The organism is Streptomyces sp. NPDC046915 (assembly GCF_040644935.1).
In the GTDB taxonomy this organism is placed as follows: Bacteria; Actinomycetota; Actinomycetes; order Streptomycetales; family Streptomycetaceae; genus Streptomyces.
In genome coordinates, this window is the sequence record NZ_JBEYXB010000036.1 from 19,550 (window position 1) to 35,596 (window position 16,047).

Consider the following 16,047-nt stretch of genomic DNA (forward strand, 5'->3'; position numbering starts at 1 on the left):
GCGGGGGAGCGAGCGGTTCCCTCGAACGGACCGGATGAATCAGTCGCCGTAGTCCGACATGGCGTCCAGCAGTCGCGCGGAGGCCTTGGGGACGGTCACGCCGTGGATCAGCGACGGGGGTACCGGGACGGAGGAGTCCCGGTGTGCCACCGTCCAGTGCGGAGCCATCCGGGCGCAGTCACCGCGCAGCGACGCCAGGTCGCCGTCGAGGTCGGCCTGAGTGGGGGCGTGGACCTTGAGGTTCGTCATAGCGGCACCGTAAGCATGTGAAGACAGCGGATAAAGATCTACTATCGGGTAGTTTTCCCGCTCTCGCACCTCGGCCGGAACTGGTGGCGTGAACGACCGGACCGGGTAGCGTGAACTGTCAAACCGCCTCCCTCAGGAGAATCCTCGCCGTGCGCATCGCAGTCACCGGCTCCATCGCCACCGACCACCTCATGACCTTCCCCGGCCGCTTCGCCGACCAGCTGGTCGCGGACCAGCTGCACACGGTCTCCCTCTCCTTCCTGGTCGACAACCTCGACGTCCGCCGCGGCGGCGTCGGCGCGAACATCGCCTTCGGCATGGGACAGCTCGGCACCCGGCCCGTTCTGGTCGGCGCCGCGGGCTTCGACTTCGACGAGTACCGCGCCTGGCTGGAGCGGCACGGCGTGGACACCGAGTCGGTGCGCATCTCCGAGACCCTGCACACCGCCCGCTTCGTGTGCACCACCGACACCGACCACAACCAGATCGGCTCCTTCTACACCGGCGCCATGAGCGAGGCCCGGCTGATCGAGCTCAAGACCGTCGCGGACCGCGTCGGCGGCCTGGACCTGGTCCTGATCGGCGCCGACGACCCCGAGGGGATGCTCCGCCACACCGAGGAGTGCCGCTCGCGGAACATCCCGTTCGCCGCCGACTTCTCCCAGCAGATCGCCCGCATGGACGGCGAGGAGATCCGGATACTGCTGGACGGGGCGACGTACCTGTTCTCCAACGAGTACGAGAAGGGCCTCATCGAGTCCAAGACGGGCTGGAGCGACGAGGAGATCCTCGGCAAGGTCGGCCACCGGGTCACCACGCTCGGCGCCCAGGGCGTCCGCATCGAACGGGCCGGTGAGGACCCGGTCGAGGTCGGCTGCCCGGAGGAGGAGCGCAAGGCCGACCCCACCGGTGTCGGCGACGCCTTCCGCGCGGGCTTCCTCTCCGGCCTCGCCTGGGGCGTCTCCCTGGAGCGCGCCGCCCAGGTCGGCTGCATGCTCGCCACCCTGGTCATCGAGACGGTCGGCACCCAGGAGTACCAGCTGCGCCGCGCCCACTTCATGGACCGCTTCACCAAGGCCTACGGCCACGAGGCCGCCGCCGAGGTCCAGCGGCACCTCGCGTAGTCAGGCGATACGTAGTCAGGCGATACGGCGGACCACGTACGCCGAACCGTGGTCCGCCGGCTCCTCACCTACGTACTCCTGCCCGCGCATCTCGCACCACGCCGGGATGTCCAGCCGGGCCGCCTCGTCGTCGGAGAGGACCCGGACCGTGCCGCCCACCGGCACGTCCCCGATGACCTTCGCCAGCTCGATGACCGGGATCGGGCAGCGCTTGCCGAGCGAGTCGACGACCACCTCGTCGGGCCGTACGACCGCCGCGGCGGGCACCGGCGCGCCGAGCTTCTCCCGCACCCCCGCCACCACACCCGGCAGCACCGACAGGAACCGCTCGACCTCGTCCTCGGCGGTGCCCGGCGGCAGCGACACCCGGACGTTGCCCTCGCTCAGCACCCCCATCGCCTTGAGCACATGGCTGGGCGTCAGAGTGCTGCTCGTACAGGACGACCCGGAGGAGACGGAGAAGTCGGCCCGGTCCAACTCGTGCAGCAGGGTCTCCCCGTCGACATAGAGACAGGAGAAGGTGACGATCCCGGGCAGCCGCCGCTCCGGATCGCCCACCACCTCCACGTCCGGCACCGACTCCGCCACCCGCGCGCGGATCCGCCGCGTCAGCTCCCGCAGCCGTGCCTCCTCCTGGGCGGCCTCCGCCCGCACCGCCCGCAGCGAGGCCACCGCGGCCACGATCGCCGGGAGGTTCTCGAAGCCGGACGCCCGTCCCGACTCCCGCTCGTCCACCGGCCCTTGCGGCGCGAACCGCACCCCCTTGCGGACCACCAGCAGCCCGACCCCCGACGGCCCGCCCCACTTGTGCGCACTCGCCGTCAGCAGCGACCAGTCACCCTCGACCCGCCCCCACCCCAGCGACTGCGCCGCGTCCACCAGCAGCGGCACGCCCGCCGCCCGGCACACCTCGGCCACCTCCGCCACCGGCTGCACGGTCCCCACCTCGTGGTTGGCCGACTGGAGACAGGCGAGCGCGGTGTCGGTCCGGAGGGCGTCCCGGTACGAGTCGACGGCCACCGCGCCCGTACGGCCCACGGCGACCTGCGAGACCGTGCCGCCGTCCGCTTCATGCGTGTCCGCCGAATGGAGCACCGAAGAGTGCTCGACGGATGACACGATCAGGTGACGCCCGACCCGCCGCCGCCCCGCCAGCGCCCCCGCGATCCCGCTGTGCACGGCCCGGGTCCCGGAGGAGCTGAACGTCAGCTCGCCCACCCGGCAACCAACAGCCTCGGCGGCAGCCTCCCGAGCCGCGTCCAACAGCATCCGAGCGCGCCGCCCTTCCCGGTAGAGCCGAGCAGGATCAGCCCACCCCTCATCGAGCGAGGCCACCAGAGCCTGCCGGGCAACGGGATGCAGGGGAGCGCCAGAGGCGGCGTCAAAGTAAGCCACACGGCAACGTTAAGACTTCCGTGAGCATTACAGGGGCGCGGGGAACTGCGCGAGAAACCACGAACCACCCGCACCCGCCCGCGAACCCCAACCCCCCGAGCTACTAGGCGCTCAAAACCCGCAACACAGCCCAATCCACCCCTTCGGCCCGACCCGCGGCGCGTATGCCCCCCTCCCCGCGACCCGCCGGAAGGCGTCCAGTAGGGTTTGGTCCGCATAAACATCAAACCCCTGCCCGACGCAGGGCGGCGACCGACCAGCGAGAAGGCCGCAGCCAACCAGCGCGGGCGAGACTCTCGGGAAGGCGCTACGTGAGTCCCAACGGCTCCGACCGCTCGCCGCGGCGCCCGATGCGGCGGAAGCTGCTGCAGGCTATGACCGCGGGCCTGGTCCTGGCGACCGCAACCGGTTGCACATACAAGGACTTCCCCCGCCTTGGCATGCCCACCCCGACCACGGAAGAGGCTCCGCGGATCCTCTCCCTGTGGCAGGGCTCCTGGGCTGCCGCGCTCGCCGTCGGCGTGCTGGTGTGGGGCCTGATCCTGTGGAGCGCCATGTTCCACCGGCGCAGCCGCACCAAGGTCGAGGTACCCCCGCAGACCCGGTACAACATGCCGATCGAGGCGCTGTACACGGTGGTACCGATCATCATCATCTCGGTGCTCTTCTACTTCACGGCCCGGGACGAGTCGAAGCTCCTCGACCTCTCCAAGAAGCCCGACGTCACCATCAACGTCGTCGGCTTCCAGTGGAGCTGGGGCTTCAACTACGTCGAGGACGTGCCCGGTTCCACCGGTAACGCCAAGACCGACCCGCAGCTGAACGCGATCCCGGACCGGTTCAAGACCGACTTCCCGGCGAACGCGGGCGGTGTCTACGACGTCGGCACGCCCGGCACGAAGAACCCGGAGACCCACAACCCGGGTCCCACGCTGTGGCTGCCCAAGGGCAAGACGGTTCGCTTCGTCCTCACCTCGCGTGACGTCATCCACTCCTTCTGGGTGCTGCCGTTCCTCATGAAGCAGGACGTCATCCCGGGCCACACCAACGCCTTCCAGGTGACTCCGAACGCGTACGGCACCTTCCGGGGCAAGTGCGCCGAGCTCTGCGGCGTCGACCACTCCCGGATGCTGTTCAACGTGAAGGTCGTCTCCCCGGCGGCCTACGAGCAGCACCTCAAGGACCTCGTGAAGAAGGGGCAGACCGGTTACATTCCCGCCGGCATCGCGCAGACGAGCCACGAGAAGAACCGGGAGACGAACAACCTGTGAGCATCCTCAACGAACCCCAGGGTGCCGCGGCGGCTGACTCTTACGAGAACGAGCTGCCGGTAAGGCGCAAGCAGCCCGGCAACGTCGTCGTGAAGTGGCTGACGACCACCGACCACAAGACGATCGGCACGCTCTACCTCGTCACGTCGTTCGCGTTCTTCCTCATCGGCGGCGTCATGGCTCTGCTCATGCGCGCCGAGCTGGCCCGGCCGGGCCTTCAGTTCATGTCGAACGAGCAGTTCAACCAGGCGTTCACGATGCACGGCACGATCATGCTGCTGATGTTCGCGACGCCGCTGTTCGCCGGTTTCACGAACTGGATCATGCCGCTCCAGATCGGCGCGCCCGACGTGGCGTTCCCGCGGCTGAACATGTTCGCCTACTGGCTGTACCTGTTCGGCTCGCTGATCGCGGTGGCCGGCTTCCTCACCCCGCAGGGTGCGGCCGACTTCGGCTGGTTCGCCTACGCCCCGCTGTCGGACGCCATCCGCAGCCCCGGCATCGGCGCCGACATGTGGATCATGGGTCTGGCCTTCTCCGGCTTCGGCACGATCCTCGGCTCGGTCAACTTCATCACCACGATCATCTGCATGCGCGCGCCCGGCATGACGATGTTCCGCATGCCGATCTTCACCTGGAACGTGCTGCTGACCGGTGTCCTGGTCCTGCTGGCCTTCCCGGTCCTGGCCGCCGCGCTGTTCGCCCTGGAGGCGGACCGCAAGTTCGGAGCCCACGTCTTCGACGCCGCCAACGGCGGGGCCTTGCTGTGGCAACACCTCTTCTGGTTCTTCGGCCATCCAGAGGTATACATCATCGCGCTACCGTTCTTCGGCATCATTTCCGAGGTCATCCCGGTCTTCAGCCGCAAGCCGATGTTCGGCTACATGGGCCTGATCGCCGCGACGATCTCGATCGCCGGTCTGTCCGTGACGGTGTGGGCGCACCACATGTACGTCACCGGTGGCGTGCTGCTGCCGTTCTTCTCCTTCATGACCTTCCTGATCGCGGTCCCGACCGGTGTGAAGTTCTTCAACTGGATCGGCACCATGTGGAAGGGCTCGCTGAGCTTCGAGACCCCGATGCTCTGGGCGACCGGCTTCCTGATCACCTTCACGTTCGGTGGTCTGACCGGTGTCATCCTGGCCTCGCCGCCGATGGACTTCCACGTCTCGGACTCGTACTTCGTGGTGGCGCACTTCCACTACGTCGTCTTCGGCACCGTCGTCTTCGCGATGTTCTCCGGCTTCCACTTCTGGTGGCCGAAGTTCACCGGCAAGATGCTGGACGAGCGCCTCGGCAAGATCACCTTCTGGACGCTGTTCATCGGCTTCCACGGCACCTTCCTGATCCAGCACTGGCTGGGTGCCGAGGGCATGCCGCGCCGTTACGCCGACTACCTCGCGGCCGACGGCTTCACCGCCCTGAACACGATCTCGACCATCAGCTCGTTCGTGCTCGGCCTGTCGATCCTGCCGTTCATGTACAACGTGTGGAAGACGGCCAAGTACGGCAAGCCGGTCGGCGTCGACGACCCGTGGGGCTACGGCCGTTCGCTCGAATGGGCGACCTCCTGCCCGCCGCCGCGCCACAACTTCCTCACCCTGCCGCGGATCCGCAGCGAATCCCCGGCGTTCGACCTGCACCACCCCGAGATCGCCGCTCTTGAGCAGCTCGAGCACGCCGGCCACGGCAGCAGCAGCGCCATCGCGGGCAGCAAGGAGGCCGGCAAGTGAAGATCCAGGGCCGGATGTTCATCTGGCTGAGCTTCTTCGTCCTGATCATGGCCGTCGTGTACGGCGTGTGGTCGAAGGAGCCGGCCGGCACCACGGCGCTCTTCCTGGCCTTCGGCCTGTGCATCATGATCGGCTTCTACCTGGGCTTCACCGCCCGGCGGGTCGACGCGGGTGCCCAGGACAACAAGGAGGCCGATGTCGCGGACGACGCGGGCGAGCTGGGCTTCTTCAGCCCGCACAGCTGGCAGCCGCTCATGCTCGGCACCGGCGGTGCGATCGCCTTCCTCAGCATCGCGGTCGGCTGGTGGCTGATCTACTTCGCGGCACCGATCATCATGATCGGCCTGTTCGGCTGGGTCTTCGAGTACTACCACGGTGAGAACCGCACCCAGTAGTACGCACACGTAGCGCGCGCCGAGCGCACCGGGAGCCCGGACACTCCGCCAGGAGGTCCGGGCTCCCGGCGTTCCCGTACGGCCCTTCCCCCGTCCGCCCCACCCAGCGCGCCCGGTTCGTCGGGCCTCCTTAGCGTGAGCTCATGAGCATCTTTCCGCGCACCCGCACCGTCGTCAGCTGTGCCCTGCTGATGGCCGCCCTCGGCGCGGGCGTCACCGCCTGCGGATCGAACGGCAATCCCCTGGCGGACAAGCCGTACGACGCGGCGGACCAGATCTCCTTCAGCGGCCTCACCGGCGACGGGAAGAAGGCCGACCCGGACAAGCCCCTCGAGGTCACCGCGGAGGACGACGGGCGCATCACCGACGTCACCGCCGTGGACGCCACGGGGCGCTATGTGGCGGGCGAACTCGCCGCCGACGGCAGTCGCTGGCACAGCACCGCCCCCCTGGCCGCCAACGCCCACTACACGGTGCGGATCAGCACGGAGGACGAGGACGGGGCGCCCGGCCGGCGGACCCTCACCTTCGACACCAGCGCGCCCAGCTCCACCAAGCGCCTGGACGTCACCTTCGGGCCCGACGCGGGCACGTACGGCGTCGGCCAGCCCGTCACGGCGAAGCTGAGCCAGGAGGTCAAGGACAAGGCGCAGCGGGCCGTCGTGGAGCGGGCCCTCAGGGTCGACTCGGTCCCGGCCGTGGCCGGCTCCTGGTACTGGGTGAACGCCAAGGAACTCCACTACCGCCCCAAGGACTACTGGCCCGCGCACGCCACCGTCCAGGTGCACAGCAACCTGGAAGGCGTCAGGATCAGCGACCGCCTCTGGGGCGGCACCGCCAAGCCCCTGACGCTCACCATCGGCGACCGGATCGAGGCCGTCACGGACGCGTCGTCCCACGAGATGACGGTCTACAAGAACGGCGCGGTGATCAACAAGATCCCCGTCACCACCGGAAAGCCCGGCTTCGAGACCCGCAACGGCGTCAAGGTCGTACTGGAGAAGCAGCAGTACGTACGCATGCGCGGCAGCACCGTCGGCATCGCCGAGGGCACCTCCGACTCCTACGACCTGCTGGTCTACTACGCCACCCGTGTCACCTGGTCCGGCGAGTACGTGCACGCCGCCCCCTGGTCGGTCGGCTCCCAGGGCTACGCGAACGTCAGCCACGGCTGCACAGGCATGAACACGTCCAACGCGGAGTGGTTCTTCGACACCGTCCACCCGGGCGACCTCGTCAGGGTCGTCAACTCGGGCGGTCACACGATGGAGCCCTTCGGCAACGGCTTCGGCGACTGGAACGTCGACTGGAACAAGTGGCGCACCGGCAGCGCCCTGACCAACGGCAAACCCGACGGCCCGGCCCAGCAGGACGCGCTGAGACTCCAGCCGACGGCGGTGTGACGGGGTCCGAAGCGTAGGGGCGCGGCCCGGCCGCGCCCCGAGCCGTCAGGCGCTCAGCAGCTTCTTCTTGCGCAGCAGGGAGGCCAGCGCGGCGGCGAACTCCACCGGGTCGACCGGCAGCGTCACCGCCGCGTCGGCCCGGCTCCACGTCGCCAGCCAGGCGTCCTGCGGCCGCCCGATGAGCAGCAGTACCGGCGGGCAGTTGAAGATCTCGTCCTTGATCTGCCGGCACACCCCCATGCCCCCCATGGGCACGGCCTCGCCGTCGAGGACGCAGACGTCGATGCCGCCCTTGTCCAGCTCCGCGAGCACCGCAGCGGGCGTCGCGCACTCCACGAACTCCACCACGGGCGCGTCCGGCGCCGGCCGGCGCCCGGTGGCGAGCCGGACCTGCTCGCGGGTGTTGGAGTCGTCGCTGTAGACCAGCACCGTGGCGGTCGGCTGCATGGTTCCTCCGATACACAGGGCGTACGCCGTCGTACGAACAGGACCGATGCCGCGGATGCTACCCCCTCCGACACCCTGTCAACACTGGTCCGGACACGACTCCGAAAGACCGTTTGATGGGCCATACGGGCACTGCACACCCTGCGAACACTCCGAACGGCACCCCCCGGAGTGAGGGCGAGATAAGCGACCGACATAATGTCGGTCGTGGCGACAGCAACGACAGTAGAAACCGGGCACGCGCACCCGTCGGTCAACCGGCCGAACCTCACCAGCGTCGGAACCATCATCTGGCTGAGTTCCGAGCTGATGTTCTTCGCGGCCCTCTTCGCGATGTACTTCACCCTGCGATCGGTGACGGGTCCCGATCACTGGAAGGAGATGGCCTCCAGCCTGAACCTTCCGTTCTCGGCGACGAACACCACGATCCTGGTGCTCTCCTCCCTCACCTGCCAGCTCGGCGTGTTCGCGGCCGAGCGCGGTGACGTGAAGAAGCTCCGGGGCTGGTTCATCGTCACGTTCGTGATGGGTGCGATCTTCATCGGCGGCCAGATCTTCGAGTACACCGAGCTGGTGACGAAGGACGGGCTCTCGCTCTCCTCCGACCCGTACGGCTCGGTGTTCTATCTGACCACCGGCTTCCACGGCCTGCACGTGACGGGCGGTCTCATCGCCTTCCTGCTGGTCCTCGGCCGCACCTACGCGGCGAAGAGGTTCACGCACGAGCAGGCCACCGCCGCGATCGTCGTGTCCTACTACTGGCACTTCGTCGATGTCGTCTGGATCGGCCTCTTCGCCACGATCTACCTGATCAAGTAGCCGGGACCGCTCCCGCACATCCAGAAGCATCGACGCAGAAGATCCTGACACCGGGGTAATCCGTGAAAAAGCTCTCCGCACGACGACGCCATCCGCTGGCGGCGGTCGTCGTCCTACTCCTCGCGCTGGCGGCCACTGGGGGGCTGTACGCCGCGTTCGCGCCCGCGAGCAGGGCGCAGGCCGACGAGTCCTCCCAGTCCCTGACCATCGAAGAGGGCAAGAAGCTCTACGAGGTCGGTTGCGCCAGCTGCCACGGCACCGGTGGCCAGGGCTCCTCCGACGGGCCGAGCCTGGTGGGCGTGGGCGCCGCGGCCGTCGACTTCCAGGTCGGCACCGGCCGCATGCCGGCCGCGACCTCCCAGGGCGCGCAGGTCCCGAAGAAGAAGAACATCTACACCCAGGCCCAGATCGACCAGCTGGCGACGTTCATCGCCTCCCTGGGCGCCGGCCCGAACGTGCCGACCTCGGAGCAGTACAGCCCGGGTGACGGCGACATCGCCAAGGGCGGCGAACTGTTCCGCACCAACTGCGCGCAGTGCCACAACTTCACCGGCAAGGGTGGTGCGCTGACCAAGGGCAAGTTCGCCCCGTCCCTGGAGGGCGTCGACCCGAAGCACATCTACGAGGCCATGCAGACCGGCCCGCAGAACATGCCGTCCTTCCCCGACACCACGCTGTCGGAGAAGAACAAGAAGGACATCATCGCGTACCTGCACGCGGTCAACGGTGATGAGACGACGAACCCCGGCGGTCTGGAGCTGGGCGGCCTCGGGCCGGTCAGCGAGGGTCTGTTCGCGTGGATCTTCGGTCTCGGCGCACTTGTCGCGGTCGCCGTCTGGGTCGCCGCTCGGACCGCAAAGGCCAAGAAGTCATGAGTAGCCAAGACATTCCAGAAGAGAACCTGCCCGCCGCGCAGGACACCACGCACGGCGCCGTAAGCGTCGCGGACGAGAAGAACCCGTTCGCCGACCCGGGGCTGCCGCCGCACGAGCACCGGATCCAGGACGTCGACGAGCGGGCCGCCAGGCGGTCCGAGCGCATGGTCGCCCTGCTGTTCACGGTGTCGATGCTGGCCACGATCGGCTTCATCGCGTCCTACGTGACGATCCCGGCGGACAAGAACATCTTCGTCTTCCCGATCGGGCACATCAGCGCGCTCAACTTCGCGCTGGGCCTGTGCCTCGGCACGGCGCTGTTCACCATCGGCGCGGGCGCGGTCCACTGGGCCCGCACCCTGATGTCCGACGTGGAGGTCGCCGACGAGCGTCACCCGATCTCGGCCTCGCCCGAGGTCCGGGAGAAGGTCCACGCGGACTTCAAGCTCGGCGCCAAGGAATCGGCGATCGGCCGCCGCAAGCTGATCCGCAACACGATGCTCGGCGCGCTCACCCTGGTGCCGCTCTCCGGCGTCGTCCTGCTGCGCGACCTCGGCCCGCTGCCCGAGTCCAAGCTGCGCCACACGCTGTGGTCCAAGGGCAAGCTGCTGGTCAACATGAACACCAACCTGCCGCTGCGTCCCGAGGACGTCCAGGTCGGCTCGCTGACCTTCGCCAAGCCGGACGGCCTGGAGGAGGCACAGGAGGATTTCCAGAACGAGATCGCCAAGGCGGCCCTGATGATCATCCGGCTCCAGCCGGACAACATCAAGGACAAGCGCGAGCTCGAATGGTCGCACGAGGGCATCGTCGCGTACTCGAAGATCTGCACCCACGTCGGTTGCCCGATCTCCCTGTACGAGCAGCAGACGCACCACGTGCTGTGCCCGTGCCACCAGTCCACCTTCGACCTCTCCGACGGTGCCCGAGTGATCTTCGGCCCCGCCGGTCACGCCCTGCCCCAGCTCCGCATCGGCGTGAACGGAGACGGTTACCTCCAGGCGCTCGGCGACTTCGAGGAGCCCGTCGGTCCTGCATTCTGGGAGCGCGGATGAGTACTTCAGCGAACGAACAGCCCCGCCCCCGCGGGAAGGCACCGGCCGGCGAGCGCGTCGCCGACTGGGCCGACGGCCGGCTCGGGATCTACTCCCTGGCCAAGGCCAACATGCGCAAGATCTTCCCCGACCACTGGTCGTTCATGTTGGGTGAGGTCTGCCTCTACAGCTTCCTCATCATCATCCTCACGGGTGTGTACCTGACGCTGTTCTTCCACCCGTCGATGAACGAGGTGGAGTACCACGGCAGCTACGTCCCGCTCCAGGGACAGCTGATGAGCGAGGCGTTCAGCTCGACCCTGCACATCTCCTTCGACGTGCGCGGTGGTCTGCTCATCCGGCAGATCCACCACTGGGCCGCGCTGATCTTCCTGGCCGGCATGTTCGTGCACATGATGCGCGTGTTCTTCACCGGCGCGTTCCGCAAGCCGCGTGAGATCAACTGGCTGTTCGGCTTCCTGCTGTTCGTCCTGGGCATGTTCACCGGCTTCACCGGTTACTCGCTCCCGGACGACCTGCTCTCCGGCACGGGTGTGCGCTTCACCGAGGGCGCGATCCTGTCCATGCCGATCGTCGGCACGTACATCTCGTTCTTCCTCTTCGGCGGCGAGTTCCCCGGCCACGACTTCGTGGCCCGGTTCTACTCGATCCACATCCTGCTGCTGCCGGGCATCATGCTCGGCCTGGTCGTCGGCCACCTGATCCTGGTCTTCTACCACAAGCACACGCAGTTCGCGGGTCCCGGCAAGAGCAACAAGAACGTCGTCGGCATGCCGCTGCTGCCGGTCTACATGGCCAAGGCCGGAGGCTTCTTCTTCCTGGTCTTCGGTGTCATCGCGGCCATCGCGGCGGTCGCCCAGATCAACCCGATCTGGGCCATGGGCCCCTACCGTCCGGACCAGGTGTCCACCGGCGCCCAGCCCGACTGGTACATGGGCTTCGCCGAGGGTCTCGTCCGCTACATGCCGGGCTGGGAGATCAACCTCTGGGGTCACACGCTCGTCCTGGGCGTGTTCATCCCGCTGGTCCTCTTCGGTGTCGTGCTGGCGGCGATCGCGCTCTACCCGTTCATCGAGTCCTGGGTCACCGGCGACAAGAACGAGCACCACATCCTGGACCGCCCGCGCAACGCCCCGACCCGTACGGGGTTCGGCGTCGCCTGGGTCACCGTGTACATGATCGGCCTGGTCGGCGGTGGCAACGACCTGTGGGCCACCCACTTCCACCTGTCGATCAACGCGGTCACCTGGTTCGTCCGGATCGGCTTCTTCGCCGGACCGGTCCTCGCGTTCATCATCACCAAGCGGATCTGCCTCGGCCTCCAGCGCCGGGACCGCGACAAGGTGCTGCACGGTCGCGAGACCGGCATCATCAAGCGCCTGCCGCACGGTGAGTTCATCGAGGTCCACGAGCCGCTCAGCCAGGAGCAGCTGCACACCCTCACGGCTCACAACCAGTACGAGCCGGCCGAGATCGGCCCGACGGTCGACGAGAACGGCGTCGAGCGGAAGATCAAGGGCTCCGAGAAGCTGCGCGCCAAGCTCAGCAACGCCTACTACGGCGAGGACAACCAGATCCCGAAGCCGAGTGTGGAGGAGTACAAGGAGATCACGAGCGGCCACGGCCACCACTGATCGCTGCGCACGCCACGCCACGCGCGAAGGGCCCCGTCCGGTGTTCGGACGGGGCCCTTCGCCGTGCCCCGGGCTGGATAGGGTGGCAGCACAGTCTTCTAGGACGACACCCTCTTCCACGACGACACACTCTTACGACGACCAGGAGCGGCTGATGAGCGCTGTGACCCCCGCTGGAGGCGACACCGCGGCGGGCCGTTCCTGGCCCGAGGTACTGAACGCCCTGCTGTACGGCCACGACCAGAGCGCCGACGCGACGGCCTGGGCGATGGACCAGATCATGCGCGGCGAGGCCACCGACGCGCAGATCGCCGGCTTCGTGGTGGCGCTGCGCGCCAAGGGCGAGACCGTCGAGGAGATCACCGGTGTGGTCCGGGCGATGTACGAGCACGCCAATGTGATCGAGGTGTCGGGCCACACGGTCGACATCGTGGGCACGGGCGGCGACGGCGCCAAGACGGTGAACATCTCCACGATGTCGGCGCTCGTGGTGGCCGGCACCGGCGCGAAGGTCGTCAAGCACGGCAACCGGGCGGCCTCCTCGGCCTCGGGCTCGTCGGACGTCCTGGAGAAGCTGGGCGTCAACCTGGACCTGACGCCGCAGCGGGTGGCCGAGGTCGCGGAGGAGGCGGGCATCACCTTCTGCTTCGCGGTGAAGTTCCACCCGGCGCTGCGTCATGTGGCCGCCGCGCGCGGCCAGCTGGGCATCCGGACGGTCTTCAACGCCCTCGGGCCGCTGACCAACCCGGCGAAGGTGAAGGCCCAGGCGGTCGGCGTCGCGGACCCCCGGCTGGCCCCGATGATCGCGGGCGTCCTGGCCGGACGCGGCAACTCCTCGCTGGTCTTCCGCGGCGACGACGGCCTCGACGAGCTGACCACGACGTCCACGTCCCACGTCTGGGTCGTGCGCGACGGCAGGGTCACCGAGGAGCGCTTCGACCCGCGCGAGGTCGGCATCGAGCTGGTGCCGGTGGAGGCGCTGCGCGGCGGTGATCCGTCGTACAACGCCGAGGTCGCCCTGCGGCTCCTCGACGGCGAGGCGGGCCCCGTACGGGACGCCGTCCTGCTGAACTCGGCGGCGGCCCTGGTGGCCCTGGACCCGACGGGGGAGCCGTTGGCCGAGCAGCTCCGCGCCGGGATGCGCAAGGCGGCCGAGTCGATCGACTCCGGCTCGGCCAGACGGACCCTGGACCGCTGGGTGGCCGTGAGCAACGCGTAACGCAGAGCGGTCGCGGGAGTACAGTGAAAACGTGGTAGCTCTCCCGCGGCCGCTCCGCAGTCCCCCGCGGTGTCCGGGAGGGCGGGCCGCGAGGAGCGAGGCATGATCCACTCAGCCGACATCCGCGAGTGGCGCAACCGCGACGTGATCGATCCCAGGGGCCGCAAGATCGGGGCCCTCGAAGCGGTCTACGTGGACACCACCGACGACACGCCCGCCATGGTCACCGTCCGCACCGGGATGCCGACCCGGCACCGGCTCGTCTTCGTCCCGCTGGACGAGGCGACCCTCGGACCCGGTTACGTGCGGGTGGCCCATCCGCGCGGGCAGGTGAGGAAGTCGCCGTCCATGGGCATGGACGACGTCCTGCCGGCCGAGCGGGAACACGAGATCTTCGAACACTACGACAGGCCCTACGAGGCCGGTGCCGAACGCGGGCGCCGTCTCGCGCGCGGCTGACCGGTCTGCCGGAGGATGTGGTCACCCATGGCGCTCTTCCTGTTCCTGATCATCGTGGCGATCGTCCTGGGACTCGTCGGTGTAGCGGCGAACGGGTTGTTCTACCTCCTGATCATCGGTGTGGTGGTCCTGGCGCTGGACCTGGTGCTGTTCGGTGTGCGCTGGTCCCGGCGCTCGCACCGGCACCACTTCGTCCGGTGATGCCGACGCGCGGGTGTCCCGCGATCCGGACACGGGTTGCGGGCCGGTGATCGGCTCGCGTACGTTCCCTTCCAGGTCATGAGTGACAGTCATCAGGCCCCGGCCGACTGTCCGGCAACCCTCCGTCCGTGGCGGGGTGCCCCGGGTGAGGACCAGGCCGCAGGCAGCGAGGTCTGCGGCAAGCGCGGACCCCTCGCACACCAGGGGTCCTGGTCGTCGAGGAGCTTTCCGTGAGCAAGCGAATGCGCTAGGGCCGACCGGCCCCAGGGGCGTCGAGCCCCCCGCCTCCGCACACCCCCTTTCACCTTGCCGGCGCTTGAGCACCTGTTCGCTCGCGCCGGCGGTTTCCGCCTGCTTTCACGGGAGTACACCCATGTCCGTCTCCACCCTTGCCGCCGACCAGTCCGTCTGTGCCCCGCTGCCCGTTCTGGGCCGGGACGTCACCGTGCCGCTCGTGACCGGCGGCGAGGTCACCTACGCCGCGCTCGACTACGCGGCCAGCGCCCCCGCGCTCCAGCGGGTCTGGGACGACGTGGCCGCGTACGCCCCGTACTACGGCAGCGTGCACCGGGGCGCCGGTTACCTCTCCCAGCTGTCCACCGACCTCTTCGAGAACGCCCGCAAGACCGTCGCCGAGTTCCTCGACTGCCGGGCGGACGACCAGGTGGTCTTCACCCGGTCCACCACGGACTCCCTCAACCTGCTCGCCCGCGCGCTGCCCGCCGACTGCCAGGTCTTCGTCTTCGAGACCGAGCACCACGCCTCGCTGCTGCCCTGGCAGGACGCACGGGTCACCTACCTGAACGCCCCGCGCACCCCGCGGCAGGCCGTCGAGACGCTGGAGCGGGCCCTCGCCGACCGGACTGTGCCGATCGAAGGGGGGTACGGCCCGGCCCTGGTGTGCGTCACCGGCGCCTCGAACGTCACCGGCGAGCTGTGGCCGGTCCGCGAGCTGGCCGCCGCCGCCCACGCGCACGGTGCCCGGATCGTCCTGGACGCCGCCCAGCTGGCCCCGCACCACCCGGTGTCCGTCCGGGACCTCGACGTCGACTGGGTCGCCTTCTCCGGGCACAAGCTGTACGCCCCGTTCGGCTCCGGTGTGCTGGCCGGCCGCGCGGACTGGCTGCGCGCGGCCGAGCCGTACCTCGCGGGCGGCGGCGCCAGCCGCAGGGTCAGCCGGCGCACGGACGGGGGAGTGGACGTGGAGTGGCACGACAGCGCCGCCCGCCACGAGGCCGGCTCCCCGAACGTCATCGGCGCCTACTCCATCGCCTCGGCCTGCAAGGCCCTCGGAGAGGCGGGCTTCGACACCCTGGTCGCCCGGGAGGAGTACCTGATCGGGAAGGTCCGCGCGGGCCTCGCCGAGGTCCCCGAGGTCCGGGTCCTCTCCCTCTTCGGCGACGACGCCCCGCGCGTCGGCGTCATCTCCTTCGTCGTCGAGGGCTGGAACAGCTCGCACTTCGCCGCCGCCCTCTCCGCCGAGTACGGCATCGGCGTCCGCGACGGCCTCTTCTGCGCCCACCCCCTCCTGCGCACCCTGCTCGGCAGCGACCCGCAGACCCAGGGCGAGTGTGGCGCTCCCGAGGCCGCCTCCGGCGAGAAGTCCCTCAACGCCATCCGCGTCAGCTTCGGCGCGGGCACGCCGGACGAGCACGTGGAGCGGTTCGTGGACGCGGTACGGGAACTCGTGCGGGACGGCGCGAAGTGGAACTACCGCACCGAGAACGGCCGTTGCGTCCCGGCCGTCTAGTCGTCCCGGCCGTCCAGC

Annotated in this window: 16 protein-coding genes and 1 riboswitch; of the genes, 13 read left to right on the forward strand and 3 right to left on the reverse strand. The window is 68.8% G+C overall.

Annotation, left to right across the window (positions count from 1 at the left end; translation table 11 throughout):
* Window positions 1-39: 39 nt before the first annotated feature.
* The gene (locus ABZ915_RS45815) at window positions 40-249 is read right to left on the reverse strand and encodes a hypothetical protein (protein ID WP_361816486.1); all 210 of its coding nucleotides are present in this window, start codon (window positions 247-249) and stop codon (window positions 40-42) included.
* Between the two features lie 149 nt (window positions 250-398).
* On the opposite strand from ABZ915_RS45815, the gene ABZ915_RS45820 reads away from it, so the two are divergent.
* Window positions 399-1,373 carry a carbohydrate kinase family protein gene (locus ABZ915_RS45820; RefSeq protein ID WP_361816489.1) on the forward strand — a complete coding sequence of 325 codons (975 nt, stop codon included), beginning with the start codon at window positions 399-401 and terminating at the stop codon, window positions 1,371-1,373.
* A 15-nt stretch (window positions 1,374-1,388) separates the two neighbouring features.
* Here the strand turns inward: ABZ915_RS45820 and ABZ915_RS45825 are convergent, their stop codons facing one another.
* Window positions 1,389-2,768: an aminotransferase class V-fold PLP-dependent enzyme gene (locus ABZ915_RS45825; RefSeq protein ID WP_361816492.1), complete on the reverse strand. Its 1,380-nt coding sequence runs from the start codon at window positions 2,766-2,768 to the stop codon at window positions 1,389-1,391.
* A gap of 311 nt (window positions 2,769-3,079) precedes the next feature.
* On the opposite strand from ABZ915_RS45825, the gene coxB reads away from it, so the two are divergent.
* The 4 genes from coxB to ABZ915_RS45845 all read left to right on the forward strand — a co-directional run bounded on the left by coxB (window position 3,080) and on the right by ABZ915_RS45845 (window position 7,570).
* Window positions 3,080-4,039 carry a cytochrome c oxidase subunit II gene (coxB, locus tag ABZ915_RS45830; RefSeq protein ID WP_361816495.1) on the forward strand — a complete coding sequence of 320 codons (960 nt, stop codon included), beginning with the start codon at window positions 3,080-3,082 and terminating at the stop codon, window positions 4,037-4,039.
* Complete coding sequence (ctaD, locus tag ABZ915_RS45835) at window positions 4,036-5,772, forward strand: cytochrome c oxidase subunit I (protein WP_361816498.1); 1,737 nt, start codon at window positions 4,036-4,038, stop codon at window positions 5,770-5,772. The genes coxB and ctaD overlap by 4 nt, the downstream gene beginning before the upstream one ends.
* Entirely contained in the window at window positions 5,769-6,167 is a 399-nt protein-coding gene (locus ABZ915_RS45840; RefSeq protein ID WP_361816501.1) for a cytochrome c oxidase subunit 4, read from the forward strand. The genes ctaD and ABZ915_RS45840 overlap by 4 nt, the downstream gene beginning before the upstream one ends.
* Window positions 6,168-6,310: 143 nt before the next feature.
* Window positions 6,311-7,570: an Ig-like domain-containing protein gene (locus ABZ915_RS45845; RefSeq protein WP_361816504.1), complete on the forward strand. Its 1,260-nt coding sequence runs from the start codon at window positions 6,311-6,313 to the stop codon at window positions 7,568-7,570.
* Between the two features lie 45 nt (window positions 7,571-7,615).
* Here ABZ915_RS45845 and ABZ915_RS45850 read toward each other — a convergent pair whose 3' ends face one another.
* On the reverse strand, window positions 7,616-8,017 hold the full coding sequence (locus ABZ915_RS45850; protein WP_361816506.1) for a hypothetical protein: 402 nt from the start codon (window positions 8,015-8,017) through the stop codon (window positions 7,616-7,618).
* Window positions 8,018-8,215: 198 nt separating this feature from the next.
* Here ABZ915_RS45850 and ABZ915_RS45855 point away from each other — a divergent pair, with 198 nt between their 5' ends.
* From ABZ915_RS45855 to ABZ915_RS45890, 8 genes are all read left to right on the forward strand, one after another.
* Entirely contained in the window at window positions 8,216-8,836 is a 621-nt protein-coding gene (locus ABZ915_RS45855) for a heme-copper oxidase subunit III (RefSeq protein ID WP_361816509.1), read from the forward strand.
* Window positions 8,837-8,898: 62 nt separating this feature from the next.
* Complete coding sequence (locus ABZ915_RS45860) at window positions 8,899-9,711, forward strand: c-type cytochrome (protein WP_361816512.1); 813 nt, start codon at window positions 8,899-8,901, stop codon at window positions 9,709-9,711.
* On the forward strand, window positions 9,708-10,766 hold the full coding sequence (locus ABZ915_RS45865; RefSeq protein WP_361816515.1) for a Rieske 2Fe-2S domain-containing protein: 1,059 nt from the start codon (window positions 9,708-9,710) through the stop codon (window positions 10,764-10,766). The genes ABZ915_RS45860 and ABZ915_RS45865 overlap by 4 nt, the downstream gene beginning before the upstream one ends.
* Window positions 10,763-12,400 carry a cytochrome bc complex cytochrome b subunit gene (locus ABZ915_RS45870; RefSeq protein WP_361816518.1) on the forward strand — a complete coding sequence of 546 codons (1,638 nt, stop codon included), beginning with the start codon at window positions 10,763-10,765 and terminating at the stop codon, window positions 12,398-12,400. The genes ABZ915_RS45865 and ABZ915_RS45870 overlap by 4 nt, the downstream gene beginning before the upstream one ends.
* Window positions 12,401-12,554: 154 nt before the next feature.
* Entirely contained in the window at window positions 12,555-13,619 is a 1,065-nt protein-coding gene (gene trpD, locus ABZ915_RS45875; protein WP_361816521.1) for an anthranilate phosphoribosyltransferase, read from the forward strand.
* Between the two features lie 102 nt (window positions 13,620-13,721).
* Window positions 13,722-14,078 carry a PRC-barrel domain-containing protein gene (locus ABZ915_RS45880; RefSeq protein WP_361816524.1) on the forward strand — a complete coding sequence of 119 codons (357 nt, stop codon included), beginning with the start codon at window positions 13,722-13,724 and terminating at the stop codon, window positions 14,076-14,078.
* A gap of 27 nt (window positions 14,079-14,105) precedes the next feature.
* The gene (locus ABZ915_RS45885; RefSeq protein WP_361816527.1) at window positions 14,106-14,279 is read left to right on the forward strand and encodes a hypothetical protein; all 174 of its coding nucleotides are present in this window, start codon (window positions 14,106-14,108) and stop codon (window positions 14,277-14,279) included.
* 74 nt (window positions 14,280-14,353) lie between these two features.
* A riboswitch (SAM riboswitch) is annotated at window positions 14,354-14,470 on the forward strand.
* Window positions 14,471-14,652: 182 nt separating this feature from the next.
* Entirely contained in the window at window positions 14,653-16,029 is a 1,377-nt protein-coding gene (locus tag ABZ915_RS45890) for an aminotransferase class V-fold PLP-dependent enzyme (RefSeq protein ID WP_361816530.1), read from the forward strand.
* Window positions 16,030-16,047: the final 18 nt, after the last annotated feature.

Bases quoted from the DNA above. Each gene is read 5' to 3' on its own strand.
- ABZ915_RS45890 (WP_361816530.1), top strand. From the start codon at position 14,653: ATGTCCGTCTCCACCCTTGCCGCCGACCAGTCCGTCTGTGCCCCGCTG.
- ABZ915_RS45815 (WP_361816486.1), bottom strand. From the start codon at position 249: ATGACGAACCTCAAGGTCCACGCCCCCACTCAGGCCGACCTCGACGGC.
- ABZ915_RS45880 (WP_361816524.1), top strand. From the start codon at position 13,722: ATGATCCACTCAGCCGACATCCGCGAGTGGCGCAACCGCGACGTGATC.
- ABZ915_RS45865 (WP_361816515.1), top strand. From the start codon at position 9,708: ATGAGTAGCCAAGACATTCCAGAAGAGAACCTGCCCGCCGCGCAGGAC.
- ABZ915_RS45870 (WP_361816518.1), top strand. From the start codon at position 10,763: ATGAGTACTTCAGCGAACGAACAGCCCCGCCCCCGCGGGAAGGCACCG.
- ABZ915_RS45855 (WP_361816509.1), top strand. From the start codon at position 8,216: ATGTCGGTCGTGGCGACAGCAACGACAGTAGAAACCGGGCACGCGCAC.
- ABZ915_RS45845 (WP_361816504.1), top strand. From the start codon at position 6,311: ATGAGCATCTTTCCGCGCACCCGCACCGTCGTCAGCTGTGCCCTGCTG.
- ABZ915_RS45850 (WP_361816506.1), bottom strand. From the start codon at position 8,017: ATGCAGCCGACCGCCACGGTGCTGGTCTACAGCGACGACTCCAACACC.
- ABZ915_RS45885 (WP_361816527.1), top strand. From the start codon at position 14,106: ATGGCGCTCTTCCTGTTCCTGATCATCGTGGCGATCGTCCTGGGACTC.
- trpD (WP_361816521.1), top strand. From the start codon at position 12,555: ATGAGCGCTGTGACCCCCGCTGGAGGCGACACCGCGGCGGGCCGTTCC.